The organism is Sphingoaurantiacus capsulatus (genome assembly GCF_042648405.1).
GTDB lineage: Bacteria > Pseudomonadota > Alphaproteobacteria > Sphingomonadales > Sphingomonadaceae > Sphingoaurantiacus > Sphingoaurantiacus capsulatus.
Map to the genome: position 1 here is coordinate 96200 of NZ_JBHRXV010000003.1, position 16020 is coordinate 112219.

Genomic DNA, 16020 nt, shown 5'->3' on the forward strand with positions numbered 1-16020 from the left:
AGATCGCGCCTGCTATCCCTGATGCTCGACAGCACTAGCGTGTTCGTTCCTCGCCAGTTCCCAGTTCGGCTCTAGAGAAATTCCCTGCTCAATTTCGTCGCTGCCGGCACCGGTGGTGACATTATCCCGGCGCATTCGGCATCTTACACGCAAGAAGGAACTGTCGAGCGAAAATCTCCGCCCTGTTTTGCGCCATATCAGGGAATTTTGGGGTGAGACGGGTTCGCACGCGACTGCGCCGCGCACCATTGAGCTACGATCTTATAAAAACAGCGATTTAGCTGCCAAAGCGACGGGGTGAGAACCCCGCCGCTTCGGTGCTTGGTATTCCCTGCCTCGCTAAAGGCCTCAGGCTAGCGTCCGCACGCCCGGCTCGCGGTCGTAAAAGCGCCTCGCCGCTGCCGTGGCGAAGTCCTTGCCTAGCCCGGTCACGCCGTCATCCGGCTCCACCCCAGCCTTATCGAGGAGCGGCTTCGCCGCCTCGCTGGCACCGATCGCCTTCAGGTGGCCGAACGCGTTCATCGCAAACTCGACCGCCGCGCCCTCCTTGAGCAGCGCCTTGCACCCCGCATCGGACAGGATGATCGCCACCGCGTCGAACAGCTGGCTCGGCGTGCCGGCGAGCTGGCCGTCGGCCTTCTGCTGCGTTCCGTCGGAGAGCTTGGCGCCGCCGACCTTGGGCGCGACGATCACCGCCTTGCCCTTCGCCTTGGTGACGGCATCGACCACCGACTTCAGTGCTGCCGCGTCGGTGCCGTCGGCGATAAGGATGCCGACCGCGCGGCCTTCGAGCGTCGCCTTCATATTCTTGTGGATCGACAGCGCGTCGGACGGCGCCAGGTCGACCGGCTCCTTCGCCGCCTTCGCCTTCTTCGGCAGATCGATGCCGAGCCCGTCGGCGACCCGCTTCGCCAGATCCTCGTCGACGTTGCGCAGGTTCGCCACCATGCGCGGCGGCACCTGATCGAGCAGCCCGACCTTCGACAGCTCGAACACGAACGACGAGGCGATGTGCGCCTGCTCGTGTGCGTCTTGCGAGCGGTAGAACAGCCGCGCCTGGCTGTAGTGATCGGCGAAACTCTCGGCACGGACGCGCAGTTTGTCGCCGGTCTCGTCGGGACCGGTGGCGGCGTTGGCCGTCGCGAAGCCGCGCTCGAGGCTTTCGCGTGGGCCGCCCTCCTCGCCATGCTCCGCGAGGCTGTTGGGCTCGTAGTTGGCGCGGCCCTTCGGCACCATCGTCTGCATCTTGCCGTCGCGCTGGAAGTTGCCGAACGGGCAGCGTGGCGCATTGACCGGAATCTGGTGGAAGTTGGTCGTGCCCAGCCGCGAGTTCTGCGTATCGAGGTAGCTGAACAGCCGCCCCTGCAGCAGCGGGTCGTTCGAGAAGTCGATGCCCGGCGGGATGTTGGACGGCAGGAACGCCACCTGCTCGGTTTCGGCGAAGAAATTATCGACGTTGCGGTTGAGCGTCAGCTTGCCGATCAGGCGAACGGGCACATCCTCCTCGGGGATCAGCTTGGTCGCATCGAGCACGTCATAGGGCTGCGTGTCGGCAAAGGCCTGATCGAATACCTGGATGCCGAGGTCCCATTCGGGGAAAGCGCCGGTGTCGATCGCTTCGAACAGGTCGCGGCGATGATAGTCATTGTCGGCAGCCTGGAGCTTCAGCGCCTCGTCCCAGATCGTCGACTGGATACCGAGGCGGGGCTTCCAGTGGAATTTGACGAAGCTCGCCTTCCCGGCGGCATTGACCAGCTTGAAGGTGTGGACGCCGAAGCCCTCCATCATCCGCAGCGAGCGCGGCAGGGTGCGGTCGGACATCGCCCACATCAGCATGTGGGTCGTCTCGGGCATCAGGCTCGCCCAGTCCCAGAAGGTGTCGTGCGCGCTGCCGGCCTGCGGATAGCCGCGATCGGCCTCCATCTTCACGGCATGGACGAGGTCGGGGAATTTCATCGCGTCCTGGATGAAGAACACTGGGATGTTGTTGCCGACGAGGTCCCAGTTGCCCTCGGTCGTGTAGAATTTGACCGCGAAGCCGCGCACGTCGCGCGGGGTATCGACCGAGCCGGCGCCGCCCGCGACGGTCGAGAAGCGGACGAACACCTCGGTCTTCTCGCCCTTCCTGAACACCGCCGCCTTCGACAGGTCGGAGATGTCGTCAGTTGCCTCGAACACGCCATGCGCGCCGCTGCCGCGAGCGTGGACGATGCGCTCGGGGATGCGCTCATGGTCGAAGTGGAAGATTTTCTCCCGCAGCACGAAGTCTTCGAGCAAGGTCGGCCCGCGTGCGCCGCTGCGGAGGCTGTTCTGATTGTCGCTGACGGGAACGCCGTGATTGGTGGTCAGCAGGGCGCCATCACCGGTCGCGCGCTGGTGAGTTTCGCCGCCGTTGCCGGCGTCTGCGTTCAAGTTCTTCGCCATTCGACGTCTCCCCGCAATCTGAAGTGGATGCCGGTTCAAACGTGTCAGGCGTCGGGTTGGTGGCGCACGCGCGGAAATATTGCCGCTGGATCGCCGTATCGACAGCGTCAGGCGGGAGTCGCCGATCCCCAATAGTTGAAGCTGAGCGGGCGCGGGCCTGGGATGTACATGGTGTCGAGCTTCTCGACCGCGAAGCCGCCTTCGCGCAGCAGCGCCGGGATATCGCGGTTGAGGTGGCAGCCGCCGGCGATATGGCCCCAGACGGTGTCGAGCCGGTCCTGCCAGCGCTTCACCTCGGCGTCGGGCGCCTTGCCATGTTCGGAGAACAGCAGCTTGCCGCCGGGCTTCAGCACCCGGCGCATTTCGCGCAGCGTGGCGACGGCGTCCGGGATGGTGCAGAGCGTGTAGGTGGTGACGACGGTGTCGATGCTGGCATCGTCGAGCGGGATGCTCTCGCCGGGCAGGCCGATGAACTCGATGGGGAACGGTGCGCCGACAGCGGCCTTCTCGGCCATCTGGCGGATTTCGGCAGCGGGCTCGAGCCCCCACAGCTTCTCGACCTTCGCCGGATCATAGTAGGGCAGGTTCAGCCCCGAACCGATGCCGATCTCCAGCACGCGACCCGACGCCTCGGGCACCACCTTCCGCCGCTGATAGCGGATCGGCTTCATGCCGCAGGCGAGGTGAAGCACCTTCGGCAGGATGTGGCGGTCGTAGAAGCCCATGATGCCCTCCCCTTTTGCGCGACTGTCGCGCAAACGGGAGGAGCCAGCAACTCGCCGCCATTCCAACCTTTCCCGTCATACCGGCGAAAGCCGGTATCCAGTCGAGCGTCGGTCTGGATACCGGCTTTCGCCGGCACGACGGGATCGTGTGTGGGGGACTGCTACCGGCCGCCGAAGCGCAGGCCGACCCAGAGGGTGCGCGGGGTGCCGAGGTCGAGCAGGCCGGTGCCGGAGATGCCGGCGACGACCTGTTCGTCGAACAGGTTTTCGGCACGAACTTCGACCGCGAGCGCGGGGGTCAGCCGCACGCTCGCACCGGCATCGACGGTGAAGGCGTCGGGCAGGCGGCGCAGGCCGAGATCGTCCTCGGCCTGGCGTCCCGCGTACCGGCCGGTGGCCTCCGCTGCGAGTACGCCGCGCGTCCAGCCGACGGTGCCGCTGAACTGATGCTTCGGCGTTTGCGCCGGACGCTGGCCGTCGAGCGCCGCGGCGGTGCCCGAAGCGCGGACGCGGGCATCGGCGAAGGCGTAGCTGCCGGTCAGGCGCCAGTCGCCATAGGCGAGGTTGCCGGTCGCCTCGAAACCCCGCACGCGGATGGCGTCGACATTCTGGCGCTGGCGGAAGGTGCCGCCGGCCGCCACGAAACCGACCTGCGGGAAAGTGCCCGGCCCCTGCCCGAGGCTGACGTTGGAGATCGCGTCCTCCAGCTCGTTCCAATAGGCGGTGAGCGACAGGCCGACGGTGTTGAGCGGGCGATAGTCGATGCCCGCCTCGATGCCGCGTAGCTTCTCCAGCGCAAGGCCGGGGTTGGCGGCGGTCGCGTCGGCGCCGACGCGGAACGGGCGGTAGAGTTCGTTCAAGGTCGGCAGGCGGAAGCCGGCGTAGGCGGCGGTGCGCAGCTCGATGGCGCCGGTCGGGCGGAAGAGCGCGCCGGCGCGGGCGGTGGGGCGCCAGCCGCTGCGGTCGGCGACAGGCTCGCTCAAGGTTTGTGCGCCGGTGTCGCTGTCGAACTCGTCGAGGAAGCCGTTCGAGATTTCCCAGCGGTCGAGCCGCGTGCCGCCGGTCAAGGTGACGGTGTCGGACAGCGTCCAGCTATCCTCGATGTACAGCCCGGCGGTCAGCGTCTCGCCGCCCGCTTCGCGCAGGCGGGTGAAGCGGCCGGTCTGAAAGCGGAAGCGCTCGCGGGTGCGGCCGTCACTGGTGCGAATGTCGGCGCCGATCTGGAGCTGGTGCCCCTCGCCCACCGCGGGCCGCAGCTCGATCTTGCCGCCAAGGCCGGTCGCCGGCGTGTTGTACTGGTCGAGCGACGGCGTCGCCGAGGCGCGGCTGGCGACGACCGAGGTGAAGCCCGAGGCGAAGCGGCGCGCCTGCACATAGGCGAGCGCCTCGAACGGCAACGCGCCGCGGCCGATCAGGCGCAGGCTGGCGTCGGCGCCGCGGCTGTTGGAGTCGGCGCCGACTTGGCCGCGGCGGCGATCGTCGTCGAACGCCTGCGCGCTGGCCTGCAACTCCGTCGCATCGCCGACGGCGGTGACGCCGCGCAGCGCCACGCTCCACGACTGATATTTCGCCGGCACGTCGACGGCGCCGCGCTGGCCTTCGGGGACAAGGAAATAGCCGTCGCCGCGATCGAAGCGCGCGGTCGCCGTGGCGAAGCCGTCGCCGAGGCGCGCGCCGCCGCCGGCCCCGGCCGAAACGGACTCGCGGCTGCCGTAGGCAAGGCTGGCGAAGGGCTTCAGCTCGTCGGCATCGGCGCTGAACAGTTCGATGGTGCCCGCCACCGCGCCGGCGCCGAATGCGCCCGCGCCGCCGCCACGCGTCACGCGCGCCGAGGACAGGCGCTCAGGCGCGAGCGACGGCCAGGCCACCCAGCCGGCGAAGGGATCGAGCTGCGGCACGCCGTCGAGCAGTACCAGCGCCCGGCTCGATGCATTGCCGCCGAGCGCGCGCAGGGTGGCGCCCTGGCTGGTCGGGTTGGCGGCGCGGCTGTCCGAGCGGCGGAACTGCTGAAAGCCGGCGACGTCGCGCAGAACATTTTCGAGGCGGCCGCTCGGCTCTTCGGTGAGCCGGTCTCGATCGATGACGCTGGTTCCGTAAGCGGCAGCGCCGGCGGGCGCAGGCAGGCTGCGGCCGGTGACCACGATGGTTTCAGGTGCTTCTTCAGCGACGGCGGGCGCCGCCACCGCGAGCAGCAAAAGGAGACGCTTCACAGGCGCTGCAGCAGTTCGGCGGCGAACAGCGACAGCGTGTCGTCGCGCGCGCCCATCACCGCGATGCGGTCGCCGGGCTGGGCGAGTTCGACGAGGCGATCACCACAGGCAGGGCGATCGACCAGCGCTTCCGCCTGGCGGCCGGCGGCGGCGACGCCCTCGGTGATGGCGGCCGAACCGATGCTGCGGTCAACGGTGCCGCCGAAATAGACGGGCTCGGGCATGAGCAGCACGTCGCCGGGGGCGAGCCTGGTCGCGAAAGTCTCGATAAAGGCGTCCTTCATCAGGCGTAGCGGGCCGAAGCCGTGCGGCTGGAACATCACCAGCAGGCGGCCGGGGAAGCTGTGCAGGGTGTCGAGCGTCGCGGCGATCTTGTCCGGGTTGTGGCCGAAGTCGTCGATGACGGTGACGCCCTTCCGCGAGGTGCCAACGACGTCGAGCCGGCGGCGGATGCCGCGGAAGTCACCGAGCGCGCGAGCGGCCAGTTCGAGGTCGACGCCCGCCGCATGCGCCGCGGCGATGGCGGCGAGCGCGTTGGACACATTGTGCCGCCCCGGCGTGCGCAAGGTTACCCGCGCCGTCTCGCCGGTGGCGCGCTCGACCACTTCGAAGGCAATGCCGTTGGAGGCCGGCGCGAGGGCGCGAGCGACGAAATCGGCGTCGTGATCGAGCGCGTAGGTGACCGCCTTGCCCGCCGGCAGCGTCGCGGCGATCACTGCGGTCTCCGCATTGTCGAGGTTGAGCACGGCGCGGTCGGCGCGCGCGACGAAATCGCCGAACAGCTGGCGCAGTTCCTCCATCGATTTGTGGTCGAGCGAGATGTTGCTGACCACCGCAACGGTCGGGTCGTACTGCGCGATCGATCCGTCGCTCTCGTCGATCTCACTGACGAAGGCGGCGCCGCCACCGGTCAGCGCGCTGGCGAAGGGCGTATCGGCGTTCATGAAATTCTTCATGTCGGCGCCGTTCATCACCGTTGGCGCGCGGCGGGCGGTTTCCAATATCCAGCCGGTCATGCCGGTGATCGTCGACTTGCCGCTGGTGCCGCCGATGCCGATGCGCACCGAGGCGGCGTTGAACAGCTCGGCGAGCAGTTGCGCTCGGGTGATGATGGGGAGTCCAAGGCGGCGGGCGGCCTGTACGTCGGGAATCGTTTCCTCGACGGCGGCGGACACCACCAGGGTCTGGCCGTCGCGCAGGCCCGAACCGTCCTGTGCATGCAGCGCGACGCCGCGCGATTTCAGGAAGTCGAACTTGCCGGGCGTGCGGCCCTGGTCATAGGCGCGGTCGGAGCCTTCGACCTTGCCGCCGCGCGCAGTGACGATCATCGCCAGCGGTGCCATGCCGCTGCCGCCGACCCCGCAGAAGAAAAACTCTTTGCCCTGAATCATGGCGCGACCCTAGGGAGCGAACAGGCCCCAAGCAACCGGAGCGCACGCCTTGCGCATCGCCCTCGTCGCACCGTCCTGCCGCATCACCCCGGAAGCCGTCGAGCGCGTGCGCGCGCTGGCCGCGGCGCACTTCGCCGAGGTCGAGCTGGTCGTCCATCCGCAATGCTTCCTGAGCGATGGTCATTTCGCCGGGTCCGACGCCGCGCGGGCCGATGCGTTCGTCGAGATGGCGAATGATTCGCGCATCGACGCGCTGTGGTTCGCGCGCGGCGGCTACGGATCGAACCGGGCTTTGGAAGGCGTGCTGCCGAGGCTCGGGCCGGCGGCTAAGGGCAAGACCTATCTGGGGTACAGCGACGCGGGCTTCATGCTCGGCGCGCTCTATGCGGCGGGAATCGGCCAGCCGGTGCATGGGCCGATGCCGGGGGACATCAACCGCGTCGGCGGTGAGGCGGCGGTGCTGCGGTCGCTGGCGTGGCTGGCGAAACGCGATCCGGCCTCGCTGGAAACGTCGCTCCGCGATCGGCGGCCGGCGGCGGCGTTCAATCTGACGATCCTCAGCCATCTGCTCGGCACGCCCTGGGCGCCCGACCTGTCGGGGCATGTGCTGATGCTCGAGGAGATCGGCGAATATATGTACCGGATCGACCGGGCGCTGTTCCACGTCACCTCCGACCCGATGATCCGACGCGTGGCCGGGCTGAAGCTCGGACGGTGCAGCGACATTCCGGAGAACGACCCGGATTTCATCCGCAACGATGTCCAGGTCGCCGAGGAGTGGTGCGCGCGGGCCGGAATCCCCTGGCTCGGCGTTGCCGATATCGGCCACGACATCGACAATAAGGTGGTGCCGTTCGGAAAGGTCGCGCGATGACGCATCGCATCTACGGGATGAGTTTTGCCAGCGTGTATCCGCATTATGTGACGAAGGCGGCGAAGAAGAGCCGGACGCAGGCGGAGGTCGACGAGGTGATCCGCTGGCTGACCGGCTATTCGCAAGCGCAGCTGGAGGCGCAGATCGCCGAGCGCACGACGTTCACTGATTTCTTCGGTGGCGCGCCGGCGATGAACCCGTCGCGGTCGCTGATCACCGGCAAGGTCTGCGGCGTACAGGTCGACGCGATCGAGGAGCCGCTGATGCGCGAGATCCGCTACCTCGACAAGCTGATCGACGAGCTGGCCAAGGGCCGGCCGATGGCGAAGATTTTGCGGGCCTGACTCCCCTTCTATCGTCATCCCCGCGCAGGCGGGGATCCATTACCGCCGACGCCTCGGAGAATGGACCCCCGCCTTCGCGGGGGTGACGACAAGGGGTAGGGCGACGGCTTTCGCTAAAGCGTCGAGGCGTCGGTCGGCAGGCCGAGGAGGACGCGGCCGGTGAGTTCGTAGGTCGCGGGCGACACCATCATGTGCTGCGTCATCGCATGCGCGTCGCGGAAGCGGCGTTGCAGCGGGTTGGACAGGAACAGCGCCGCGCCGCCGCCGAGGTCATAGGCTTCGCGGGTGACCTCCGCCGCGGTGCGGGTCATGTGGGTGGCGGCGAGGCGTAGTTCGGCACGGGTGTCGAGGTCGATACTACCGGTGGCCTGCGCGATTTCCCACGCCTCGGCGATGGCGCCGTAAAGGAAGGCGCGGGCGGCGCGGAGCCTGGCTTCGCTCTTGGCGACCTCGACCTGCACCGCACCACGCTCGGCGGCGGTTCGCTTCGAGCCCGGCGCGCGCTTGCTGGCGAGTGCCGCCTTCACCTCGTCGAGCGCGGCGCGGGCGTTGCCGGCGGCGACGGCCGCAATGCCCAGCGCCAGCAGGCCGAAGGCGGGGAAGGCGTAGAGCGGGCCCTTCTCGACCGGCGCATCGACGATCAGCGACACTGATCGGGCGCGCGGCACGCGCAGCTCCTCCACCGCGAAGTCGCCCGAGCCGGTGCCCTTCAGCCCCGCCGAATGCCAGGTGTCGATCAGCTCGACGTCGGCGCGCGGCATCACCATCATGCGGTGATCGGGCTGACCACTGGGCAGCAGCCGCATCGCGCTATCCTCGAAGATCAGCGAGCCGCCGACGATCCAGGCGCAGTTCGCGGTGCCCGAGCCCCAGCTCCAGCGGCCGCTTACCACATAGTCGTCGCCATCGACGACCGCCTTGCCCATCGGCGCGAACACGCCGCCGGTGATGACGTTCGGGTCGGCGAAGACTTCGGCTGCGATCTCGCGCGGCAGGTAGGCGCTGGTCAGGCCGGTGGTCGCCGCGATCATCAGGCACCACGCCACCGACGCATCGGCCTGCGCCATCGCCTCGATGGTGGCGACCACCTCGCCGGGCGGCAGCTCGAGGCCGCCGAGCGACTTCGGCACCACCAGCCGGAACAGCCCGGCGGCGGCCAGTTCGGCAGCAAGGTCGGCGGGCAGGCGCCGCGCCGCCTCGATCTCCTCGGCGCGGGCGGCGACCTTCGGCGCCAGATCGGCGACGTCGGGATGGGGAGCGGTCATAGGCGCAGCAGGCTCGCGAGGTTGTTCTTCTGCATGTCGCTCGACCCGCCGACGATCGGCATGCCGAGCAGGTCGCGGACGTGCCGGTCCATGTCATAGGCGTCGGACAGCGCATAGGCGCCCATCACCTGCTGGCAGGCGAGCGCGATCTCGACGCCGGTGTCGGCGATGAACAGCTTGGCCATCGAGGTCTCGACCGAGCAGGGCCGCTTTTCATTGGCGAGCCAGGCGGCGTGGTAGAGCATGTGGCGGCAGGCCTGCAGCTTGGTCTTTGCCGTCACCAGTTTGTGGCGAACCGCCTGATGCTGCGCGATCGGCTTGCCGAACTGCACGCGCTCCTTGGCGTACTGCCACGCCTCTTCCAGCGCGGCGCGGGCGATGCCGTAGGCACAGGCGGAAATCTCGATCTTTTCGACATCGAGCGCGCGGCCCGCGAGCAGCTCCCAGCCGCGGTTCCACATTGCCGGCCCGCCGACGATATTGGCGGCGGGAACGCGGACGTCGTCGAAATAGACGTCCTGGCTTTTGGTGTAGCGCAGGTTCGAATGCTCGATATCCTGCATACTGATCCCTGGCGTGTCGGTCGGGATCAGCACGAAACTGAGGTTGCGATAGCGGTCCTCGGGCGGGCCGGAGCGGACGAGGCAATAGATGACGTTGGCCCAGTCCGCGCCGGTGCACCAGCGCTTGGCGCCGTTGACCACCACCGTGTCGCCATCGAGTTCGGCCCGCGTCTCGACGCTGGCGAGATCGCCGCCGACATTAGGCTCGGAGAGGCCGTAGGCGAAGAACAGTTCGCCCCGCGCCAGCCGCGGCAGATATTCGGCCTTCTGCTCGGGCGAGCCGTTCTCTGACAGGTTCATGCCGCCATAGAAGGCGGTGTGGATGAACGGCCCGGCGAAGAAAGGGCCGGCCTGCGTCAGCTCCTCGATCACCGCGACGGCGGCAACGATGTCCTGCCCCGCCCCGCCATGTTCCTCGGCGATGGTGAGGCCGGTGAGCCCGAGCGCGTTGAGCTTGGCGTAAGCGTCGCGCGGCCACGCCTGCGCCTTGTCCCACGCGATGCGCTTCTCGCGCGGCGCCTCGGCGGCGACGAAGCGGCGGATCTGCTCGCGCAGGGCAGCGATCTCGGGGGCCTCGTCGGTGAAGGACTGGAAGATGCTGGTCATCGCGCTCCTCCCTTGCAAGGGGAGGGGGACCGCCGAAGGCGGTGGAGGGGTAACCGGCGCCGGAATGCCCCTCCACCCTGCTGCGCAGGGTCCCCCTCCCCGTTCCGGGGAGGATAAGAGTGGCGGAAGCCGCTCATTCGCCGGTCAGCTTCGCCGGGCGCTTCTCGATGAAGGCGTTTACCGCCTCGGCGCGGTCGGCGGTGACGTTGGACATCATCTCGTAACCGATCGACGCGTCCATCAGCTGCGACGCCAGCGCCTTCAGCGGCATGTTGGCGAGCGTCTTGGTCCAGCGCACCGCCCAGCGCGGGTTGGCCATGATCTTGCCCGCCACCTCGGCGACCCTGGCATCCAATTGGTCGCCGGGAACGACATGGTTGATGAGCCCAATCTCGGCGGCCTTCGCGGCGGTCAGCAGATCGCCAGTCATCAGCAGCTCCTTGGCGCGCGCGAAGCCGATGAGCTGCGGCCAGATCACGGCGCCGCCGTCGCCCGCCACCAGCCCGACCTTCACATGCGGATCGCCGATCACCGCCTTCTCGTCGGCGACGATGATGTCGCACAGCAGCGCGATCGTGGCGCCCAGCCCGGCGGCAGCGCCGTTCATCCGGCAGATCACCGGCTTTTCGACATCGAGCAGCGAGGTGACGATGCGCTTGGCGTCCCAGCCGATGGCGCGGAAGGTCGCCGGGTCGGCGATCTGCTCCTTGAACCAGTCGAAGTCGCCGCCGGCGCAGAAGGCGCGGCCCTTGCCGGTCAGGATGATGAGGTCGCTGTCGGGGTCCTGCTGCAGGTCGGTGAACACCCGCGCCAGCTCCTCGTGGAGCAAGGCGTCGACACCGTTGACCGGGCCGGGTGCGGCGATGGTGGCAGTGAGGATCCGGCCGTCGCGCCTGAACTCGAAGCGTTCGTAACCTTCGAAGCGCTTGCCGCTCATGCGCCCGCTCCGTTCACGCGCACCAGCCGCCGGCCGAAGTCGGCGCTGCCGCCCTCGAACAACTCGCTGAACAGCGCGGGCAGCGCCTCGACCCCGTCGCGGATCACCTCGCGCGTCTTCAGCTGCCCCGAGCGGATCAGCGCCGCCACCTCGGCCTGCGCGGCGGGGAACGCCGGCAGGTCGTCGAACACCACCAGCCCCTCCATGCGCAGCCGCCGCCCGATGAACTCGCGGGTGTTGTGCAGCCCCGGCGCCTCCGCCGGCGTGCGATTATAATCCGCGACCATCCCCGACACGACGATGCGCCCGCGCGGCCGCATCAGCGGCAGCACCCGGTCGATCATCGCGTTACCGACATTGTCGAACAGCACGTCGACGCCTTCTGGAAACGCCGCCGCGAGCTGCGCATCGAGATCGGCGGCACGATAGTCGATCGCCGCGTCGAAGCCGGCCTCCTCGGTGAGCCAGCGCCGCTTGTCCGTACCACCGGCGAGCCCGACGACCTTGCCCGCCCCCCAAATCTTGGCAAGCTGCCCCGTCGTCGCCCCCACCGGCCCCGCCGCCGAGGTGACGAGCACATTTGCGCCGGCGCGCATCTCGGCGACGCGCTTCAGCCCGAAATAGGCGGTCATCCCCGGCACCCCGAGCGCGCCGAGCCAGGCGGTCGCCGGCACGCCGAGATCGGGCAGCGCCGCGACATAGCCGCGGCCGTTCGAAATCGAATGGGTCGCCCAGCCGCCGGCGCCGAGCGTCAGCAGCGCGCCGACGGCAAATTTCTCGTTCCGGCTCTCGACCACCCGCCCCACCGAAAAGCCGTCGATCGTCGCGCCGGGCTGCAGCGGCGGCGCATAGCTGGCGCCGGGCGAGAGGCGGGATCGGGTGCCGGGATCGGCCGAGACATAGTCGTTGGCGACGAGAAACTGATGCTCGGCAAGCTCCGGGATCGGGACCGTCTCGATGCGAAAATCGGCGGGCGTCGGCGCGCCACTGATGTGGTGCGCGAGCACGACGCGCGTGAGTGTGGCGTTGGCCATGTGATGCCCCCAAGGCGATGTTCGTTGGGGGGAGTGTGACCGAGTTGCGGGGGTTGCTCAAGGACATGAGCGCTTGACAGCCAATCGCGTCATCATTTAACTTATTCGTTACATGGAAAAGATATTCGAAGCCCTCGCATCGACACCCCGTCGAAAGATTCTCGCCTATCTGTCGGAAGTCGACCTGACCGCCGGCGAGATCGCCGACCGGTTCAACATTTCACGTCCGGCCATCTCCAAGCACCTGCAAATTCTTGAGAATGCTGGTCTGATCGCCAGCGAGAAGCGGGGGTCGTTCGTCCATTATTCGCTGGTCCGCGAAAATCTGGCGAACACGCTGAATGGCTTCGTTCAACATCTCTGCCCGGTGTCGACACCGCTGAAGCGCGAAAGCGCCAAGCTGCGCGACGCCCGCAAAGCCAGCCACGAGTAGGAGTTCCCCATGCACCTCGTTCCGGGTTCAGAGCGTATCGTGACAGATGCTTCGTCGGACTCGGTCGAGGGGCGTGTGCGCTGGTCGCCAGCTAGGTCGCTGTGGATCGGTTCGATGACGGCAGCGACGCTTATCCTCGGCCCGCTCTATTTCACTTGGAGCGCGTTCGCGCTGTTCCTCGTCACTTGCGCGATCACCTTGTGCGCCGGCCATTCAGTCGGAATGCACCGGCGGCTCATCCACAACAGCTTCGAATGCCCGCTCTGGCTTGAGCATTTGTGCGTCTATCTCGGCGTCCTCGTGGGCATGGCCGGCCCGGTCGGCATGATGCGCGTCCACGACATGCGCGACTGGGCGCAGCGACAGCGGGCATGCCACGACTATTTCGGGCATCGCGCAAGCTTCTGGCGCGACGGCTGGCATCAACTGCATTGTGAGCTTGAGCTGGCGCGACCGCCCGTATTCCGGCTGGAGCCGCGGGTTGCCGAGGACCGGGTGTACCGCTTCATGGAGCGGACATGGATGTGGCAGCAGCTGCCGTGGGCGGTCGCCTTCTTCCTGATCGGCGGCCTGCCGTGGCTGGTCTGGGGCATCTGTGCCCGCGTCACGGTCTGCGTCACCGGCCATTGGCTGGTCGGCCACTTTGCCCATCGGGAAGGCGGCCAGACCTGGATCGTCGAGGGCGCCAGCGTTCAGGGCTACGACGTGCGGATCGCCGGCCTGATCAGCATGGGTGAGAGCTGGCACAACAATCACCATGCCTATCCGGGATCGGCGAAGCTCGGGCTAGAGCCGGGGCAGGTCGATCTGGGCTGGACGATGCTGATGGCGTTCGAGCGGTTGGGTCTGGTCTGGAATATCGTGACGCCCGATCACCTGCCCTTCCGGGCAAGCCTGCGCCGGGTGGCTGATCGCGGCCAAGGATGTCCGGTCCTCACGCGCGCCTTCATGCGCGCCTGACACGCATCCCCTGCCCACCCCTCCCCGTACTTAAGCACATCAAAATTCACCGTTCCCGCCGGCCGTCCGCGCGGCTAGGCTGGCACCGCATCCAAGGGGAGGATTGCGTTTTGCAGCAGGGTCTTGCCACGCGGCCGTCGCGCCGCCGGAGCCGTCGCCGGTGACCGCCGCGCTTCTCGTCGCGGTGCTGGTGCCCACCGCGATCATGATCGCGGTCTGGGCCTATCATGAGCGCACGCACAAATCGGGCTGGATCGACGTTGCCTGGACCTTTGCGGTCGGGCTGGGCGCGGTCGGCGGGGCGGTGTGGCCGTTCGACGGGGTTGAGGCGCGCGCCGGCTTGTACGCGGCGATGGCGGCGGCGTGGTCGGTGCGGCTGGGGTGGCATCTGGCGAAGCGCAGCGCGGGGCATCCCGACGATCCGCGCTATGCGAAGATGCGTGAAGGTTGGGGCGCCAGCTCGCCGGTGAAGATGTTCGGGCTGCTGCTGATCCAGGCGGCGGCGGCGTCGGTGCTGGCGGTGTGCGTGGTGCTGGTGGCGCGGTCGCCGGCGGGGGCTTTGGGGCTGGCCGATTATGCGGCGGCGGCGCTGTTCGTCGTCGCGCTGATCGGCGAGGCGACGGCGGATGCGCAGATGCGCGCCTTTCAGGCGGACCCGGCGAACAAGGGCAAGATCTGCGACGTCGGCCTGTGGGGCTGGTCGCGGCATCCCAATTATTTCTTCGAGTGGCTGAGCTGGTGCGCGGTGGCGCTGGGGGCGCTGGCCGACCCGAGCTGGCTGCCGGGGTGGATCGCGCTCGCCGCGCCGCTGATGATGCTGCACCTGCTGCTCAACATGTCGGGTGTGCCGCCGCTGGAGGCGCATATGCGGCGGACGCGCGGGGCGGCGTGGGAGGCCTATGTCGCGCGGGTCAGCCGGTTCGTTCCTGCTCCGCCGAAGGCTACGCAGGACAGGTCCGCTCCTAAGCGCGCGGTGAAGCCGAAGGCACCGGTGAAGCCGAAAGCGCCCGCGAAGGCGAAGGCCGCGCCCGCGGCTGCCGCACCGGCCAGGCCGAAGCGGAAGCCGCGGCCGAAGCCGAAGACCTCGGGGAAGCCGCGCAAATGAGCCTCGACGCCCTGCTCTCCTCGATCGGCGAGCGCCTGCCCATCCCCGATTTTCTGACGCGCGCGGTCATCCAGAGCTTTGTCGGGCGCACCAACCGCAAGCTTGCCGCCGAGGGGGCGGATACCGCCGCCTTTGCCGCCGCGATGACCGAGCAGCCGATCGCGGTGCACACCGACGCCGCCAACCGGCAGCATTATGAGGTGCCCGCCGAACTGTTCGTGCAGACGCTGGGCGCGCGCCTCAAATATTCATCCTGCCTGTTTCCGCGGCCCGATATGACGCTCGACGAGGGCGAGGTGGCGGCGCTGGCGGAGACCTGCGTGCATGCGAAGCTGGAAGACGGGCAGGAGGTGCTGGAGCTCGGGTGCGGCTGGGGCTCGCTGACCCTGTGGATGGCGGAGCAGTATCCGGCGTCGAGGATCACCGCGGTGTCGAACTCAGCGTCGCAGCGCGCCTATATCGAGGCGCGGGCGGCGGAACGCGGGCTTGCCAACGTCCGGATCATCACCGCCGACGCCAATGTGTTCGAGCCCGATTTCGCACCGGATCGCATCGTCTCGGTCGAGATGTTCGAGCATATGTCGAACTGGCGGGCGCTGTTCACGCGGCTGCGCGGTTGGCTGAAGGCGGATGGCCTGCTGTTCGCGCATTTCTTCGCGCATCGGCATTCGCCCTACCGCTTCGACGAGGGCGACGAGAGCGACTGGATCGCACAGCATTTCTTCACCGGCGGCATCATGCCGAGCGAGACGCTGGCCAGCCATTTTCCCGACCTGTTCACCGTCGACGAACAATGGTGGTGGCCGGGCAGCCATTACGCCCGCACCGCGCGGCTGTGGCTTGAGAATTACGACCGGAACATCGACCGCATCACCCCTGTGCTGAAGAGCACCTACGGCAAGGACTGGCGGCTGTGGCTGCGGCGCTGGCGGCTGTTCTTCCTCGCGACCGAGGGACTGTTCGGGCACGAGGGCGGCGACGCCTGGGGCGTGGTGCATGTGCGCCTGAAGCCTGTGCCAATCGATGCTTGAGCGATGATGGCTGTCCTTTCCTGCCCGTCATTCCGTCGAAAGCCGGGATCCAGCCAAACGCCGGGCCTGGATTCCGGCTTTCGCCGGAATGACGGATGGGGAATGAGGAAGGTGGAAC

The 16020-nt window shown here is 68.0% G+C and carries 14 protein-coding genes; 6 read left to right on the forward strand and 8 right to left on the reverse strand.

What is annotated here, in order from left to right:
• Window positions 1-348: 348 nt before the first annotated feature.
• From ACFOMD_RS03785 to ACFOMD_RS03800, 4 genes are all read right to left on the reverse strand, one after another.
• Window positions 349-2424 (reverse strand): catalase, encoded by a 2076-nt coding sequence (locus tag ACFOMD_RS03785; protein WP_380857071.1) that lies wholly within the window; start codon window positions 2422-2424, stop codon window positions 349-351.
• A 107-nt stretch (window positions 2425-2531) separates the two neighbouring features.
• Window positions 2532-3149, reverse strand: coding sequence for a class I SAM-dependent methyltransferase (locus ACFOMD_RS03790; RefSeq protein ID WP_380857074.1), 618 nt, complete (start codon window positions 3147-3149; stop codon window positions 2532-2534).
• Between the two features lie 161 nt (window positions 3150-3310).
• The gene (locus ACFOMD_RS03795) at window positions 3311-5359 is read right to left on the reverse strand and encodes a TonB-dependent receptor (RefSeq protein WP_380857077.1); all 2049 of its coding nucleotides are present in this window, start codon (window positions 5357-5359) and stop codon (window positions 3311-3313) included.
• Window positions 5356-6750 (reverse strand): Mur ligase family protein, encoded by a 1395-nt coding sequence (locus tag ACFOMD_RS03800; RefSeq protein WP_380857080.1) that lies wholly within the window; start codon window positions 6748-6750, stop codon window positions 5356-5358. The genes ACFOMD_RS03795 and ACFOMD_RS03800 overlap by 4 nt, the downstream gene beginning before the upstream one ends.
• Before the next feature lie 49 nt (window positions 6751-6799).
• Between ACFOMD_RS03800 and ACFOMD_RS03805 the strand changes: the two genes are divergently transcribed.
• On the forward strand, window positions 6800-7624 hold the full coding sequence (locus tag ACFOMD_RS03805; RefSeq protein WP_380857083.1) for an LD-carboxypeptidase: 825 nt from the start codon (window positions 6800-6802) through the stop codon (window positions 7622-7624).
• Entirely contained in the window at window positions 7621-7968 is a 348-nt protein-coding gene (locus ACFOMD_RS03810; RefSeq protein ID WP_380857086.1) for a DUF2200 domain-containing protein, read from the forward strand. The genes ACFOMD_RS03805 and ACFOMD_RS03810 overlap by 4 nt, the downstream gene beginning before the upstream one ends.
• A gap of 113 nt (window positions 7969-8081) precedes the next feature.
• On the opposite strand, the gene ACFOMD_RS03815 is transcribed toward ACFOMD_RS03810, so the two are convergent.
• The 4 genes from ACFOMD_RS03815 to ACFOMD_RS03830 all read right to left on the reverse strand — a co-directional run bounded on the left by ACFOMD_RS03815 (window position 8082) and on the right by ACFOMD_RS03830 (window position 12373).
• A complete protein-coding gene (locus ACFOMD_RS03815; RefSeq protein ID WP_380857089.1) occupies window positions 8082-9233 on the reverse strand; it encodes an acyl-CoA dehydrogenase family protein in 1152 nt (383 codons plus the stop codon).
• The gene (locus ACFOMD_RS03820; RefSeq protein WP_380857092.1) at window positions 9230-10402 is read right to left on the reverse strand and encodes an acyl-CoA dehydrogenase family protein; all 1173 of its coding nucleotides are present in this window, start codon (window positions 10400-10402) and stop codon (window positions 9230-9232) included. The genes ACFOMD_RS03815 and ACFOMD_RS03820 overlap by 4 nt, the downstream gene beginning before the upstream one ends.
• Before the next feature lie 133 nt (window positions 10403-10535).
• Window positions 10536-11339: an enoyl-CoA hydratase/isomerase family protein gene (locus ACFOMD_RS03825; RefSeq protein WP_380857095.1), complete on the reverse strand. Its 804-nt coding sequence runs from the start codon at window positions 11337-11339 to the stop codon at window positions 10536-10538.
• The gene (locus ACFOMD_RS03830; protein WP_380857098.1) at window positions 11336-12373 is read right to left on the reverse strand and encodes an NADP-dependent oxidoreductase; all 1038 of its coding nucleotides are present in this window, start codon (window positions 12371-12373) and stop codon (window positions 11336-11338) included. The genes ACFOMD_RS03825 and ACFOMD_RS03830 overlap by 4 nt, the downstream gene beginning before the upstream one ends.
• 112 nt (window positions 12374-12485) lie before the next feature.
• Here ACFOMD_RS03830 and ACFOMD_RS03835 point away from each other — a divergent pair, with 112 nt between their 5' ends.
• From ACFOMD_RS03835 to ACFOMD_RS03850, 4 genes are all read left to right on the forward strand, one after another.
• Window positions 12486-12806, forward strand: coding sequence for a metalloregulator ArsR/SmtB family transcription factor (locus tag ACFOMD_RS03835; protein WP_380857101.1), 321 nt, complete (start codon window positions 12486-12488; stop codon window positions 12804-12806).
• A 114-nt stretch (window positions 12807-12920) separates the two neighbouring features.
• The gene (locus tag ACFOMD_RS03840; protein WP_380857104.1) at window positions 12921-13766 is read left to right on the forward strand and encodes an acyl-CoA desaturase; all 846 of its coding nucleotides are present in this window, start codon (window positions 12921-12923) and stop codon (window positions 13764-13766) included.
• Window positions 13767-13926: 160 nt separating this feature from the next.
• The gene (locus tag ACFOMD_RS03845; RefSeq protein WP_380857107.1) at window positions 13927-14871 is read left to right on the forward strand and encodes a DUF1295 domain-containing protein; all 945 of its coding nucleotides are present in this window, start codon (window positions 13927-13929) and stop codon (window positions 14869-14871) included.
• Complete coding sequence (locus ACFOMD_RS03850; RefSeq protein WP_380857109.1) at window positions 14868-15902, forward strand: SAM-dependent methyltransferase; 1035 nt, start codon at window positions 14868-14870, stop codon at window positions 15900-15902. The genes ACFOMD_RS03845 and ACFOMD_RS03850 overlap by 4 nt, the downstream gene beginning before the upstream one ends.
• Window positions 15903-16020: the final 118 nt, after the last annotated feature.

What these genes read in the sequence shown, in the direction of transcription:
- ACFOMD_RS03835 (WP_380857101.1), top strand. Translation starts at nt 12,486, where the DNA reads ATGGAAAAGATATTCGAAGCCCTCGCATCGACACCCCGTCGAAAGATT.
- ACFOMD_RS03815 (WP_380857089.1), bottom strand. Translation starts at nt 9,233, where the DNA reads ATGACCGCTCCCCATCCCGACGTCGCCGATCTGGCGCCGAAGGTCGCC.
- ACFOMD_RS03840 (WP_380857104.1), top strand. Translation starts at nt 12,921, where the DNA reads ATGACGGCAGCGACGCTTATCCTCGGCCCGCTCTATTTCACTTGGAGC.
- ACFOMD_RS03785 (WP_380857071.1), bottom strand. Translation starts at nt 2,424, where the DNA reads ATGGCGAAGAACTTGAACGCAGACGCCGGCAACGGCGGCGAAACTCAC.
- ACFOMD_RS03830 (WP_380857098.1), bottom strand. Translation starts at nt 12,373, where the DNA reads ATGGCCAACGCCACACTCACGCGCGTCGTGCTCGCGCACCACATCAGT.
- ACFOMD_RS03850 (WP_380857109.1), top strand. Translation starts at nt 14,868, where the DNA reads ATGAGCCTCGACGCCCTGCTCTCCTCGATCGGCGAGCGCCTGCCCATC.
- ACFOMD_RS03825 (WP_380857095.1), bottom strand. Translation starts at nt 11,339, where the DNA reads ATGAGCGGCAAGCGCTTCGAAGGTTACGAACGCTTCGAGTTCAGGCGC.
- ACFOMD_RS03800 (WP_380857080.1), bottom strand. Translation starts at nt 6,750, where the DNA reads ATGATTCAGGGCAAAGAGTTTTTCTTCTGCGGGGTCGGCGGCAGCGGC.
- ACFOMD_RS03790 (WP_380857074.1), bottom strand. Translation starts at nt 3,149, where the DNA reads ATGGGCTTCTACGACCGCCACATCCTGCCGAAGGTGCTTCACCTCGCC.
- ACFOMD_RS03810 (WP_380857086.1), top strand. Translation starts at nt 7,621, where the DNA reads ATGACGCATCGCATCTACGGGATGAGTTTTGCCAGCGTGTATCCGCAT.
- ACFOMD_RS03820 (WP_380857092.1), bottom strand. Translation starts at nt 10,402, where the DNA reads ATGACCAGCATCTTCCAGTCCTTCACCGACGAGGCCCCCGAGATCGCT.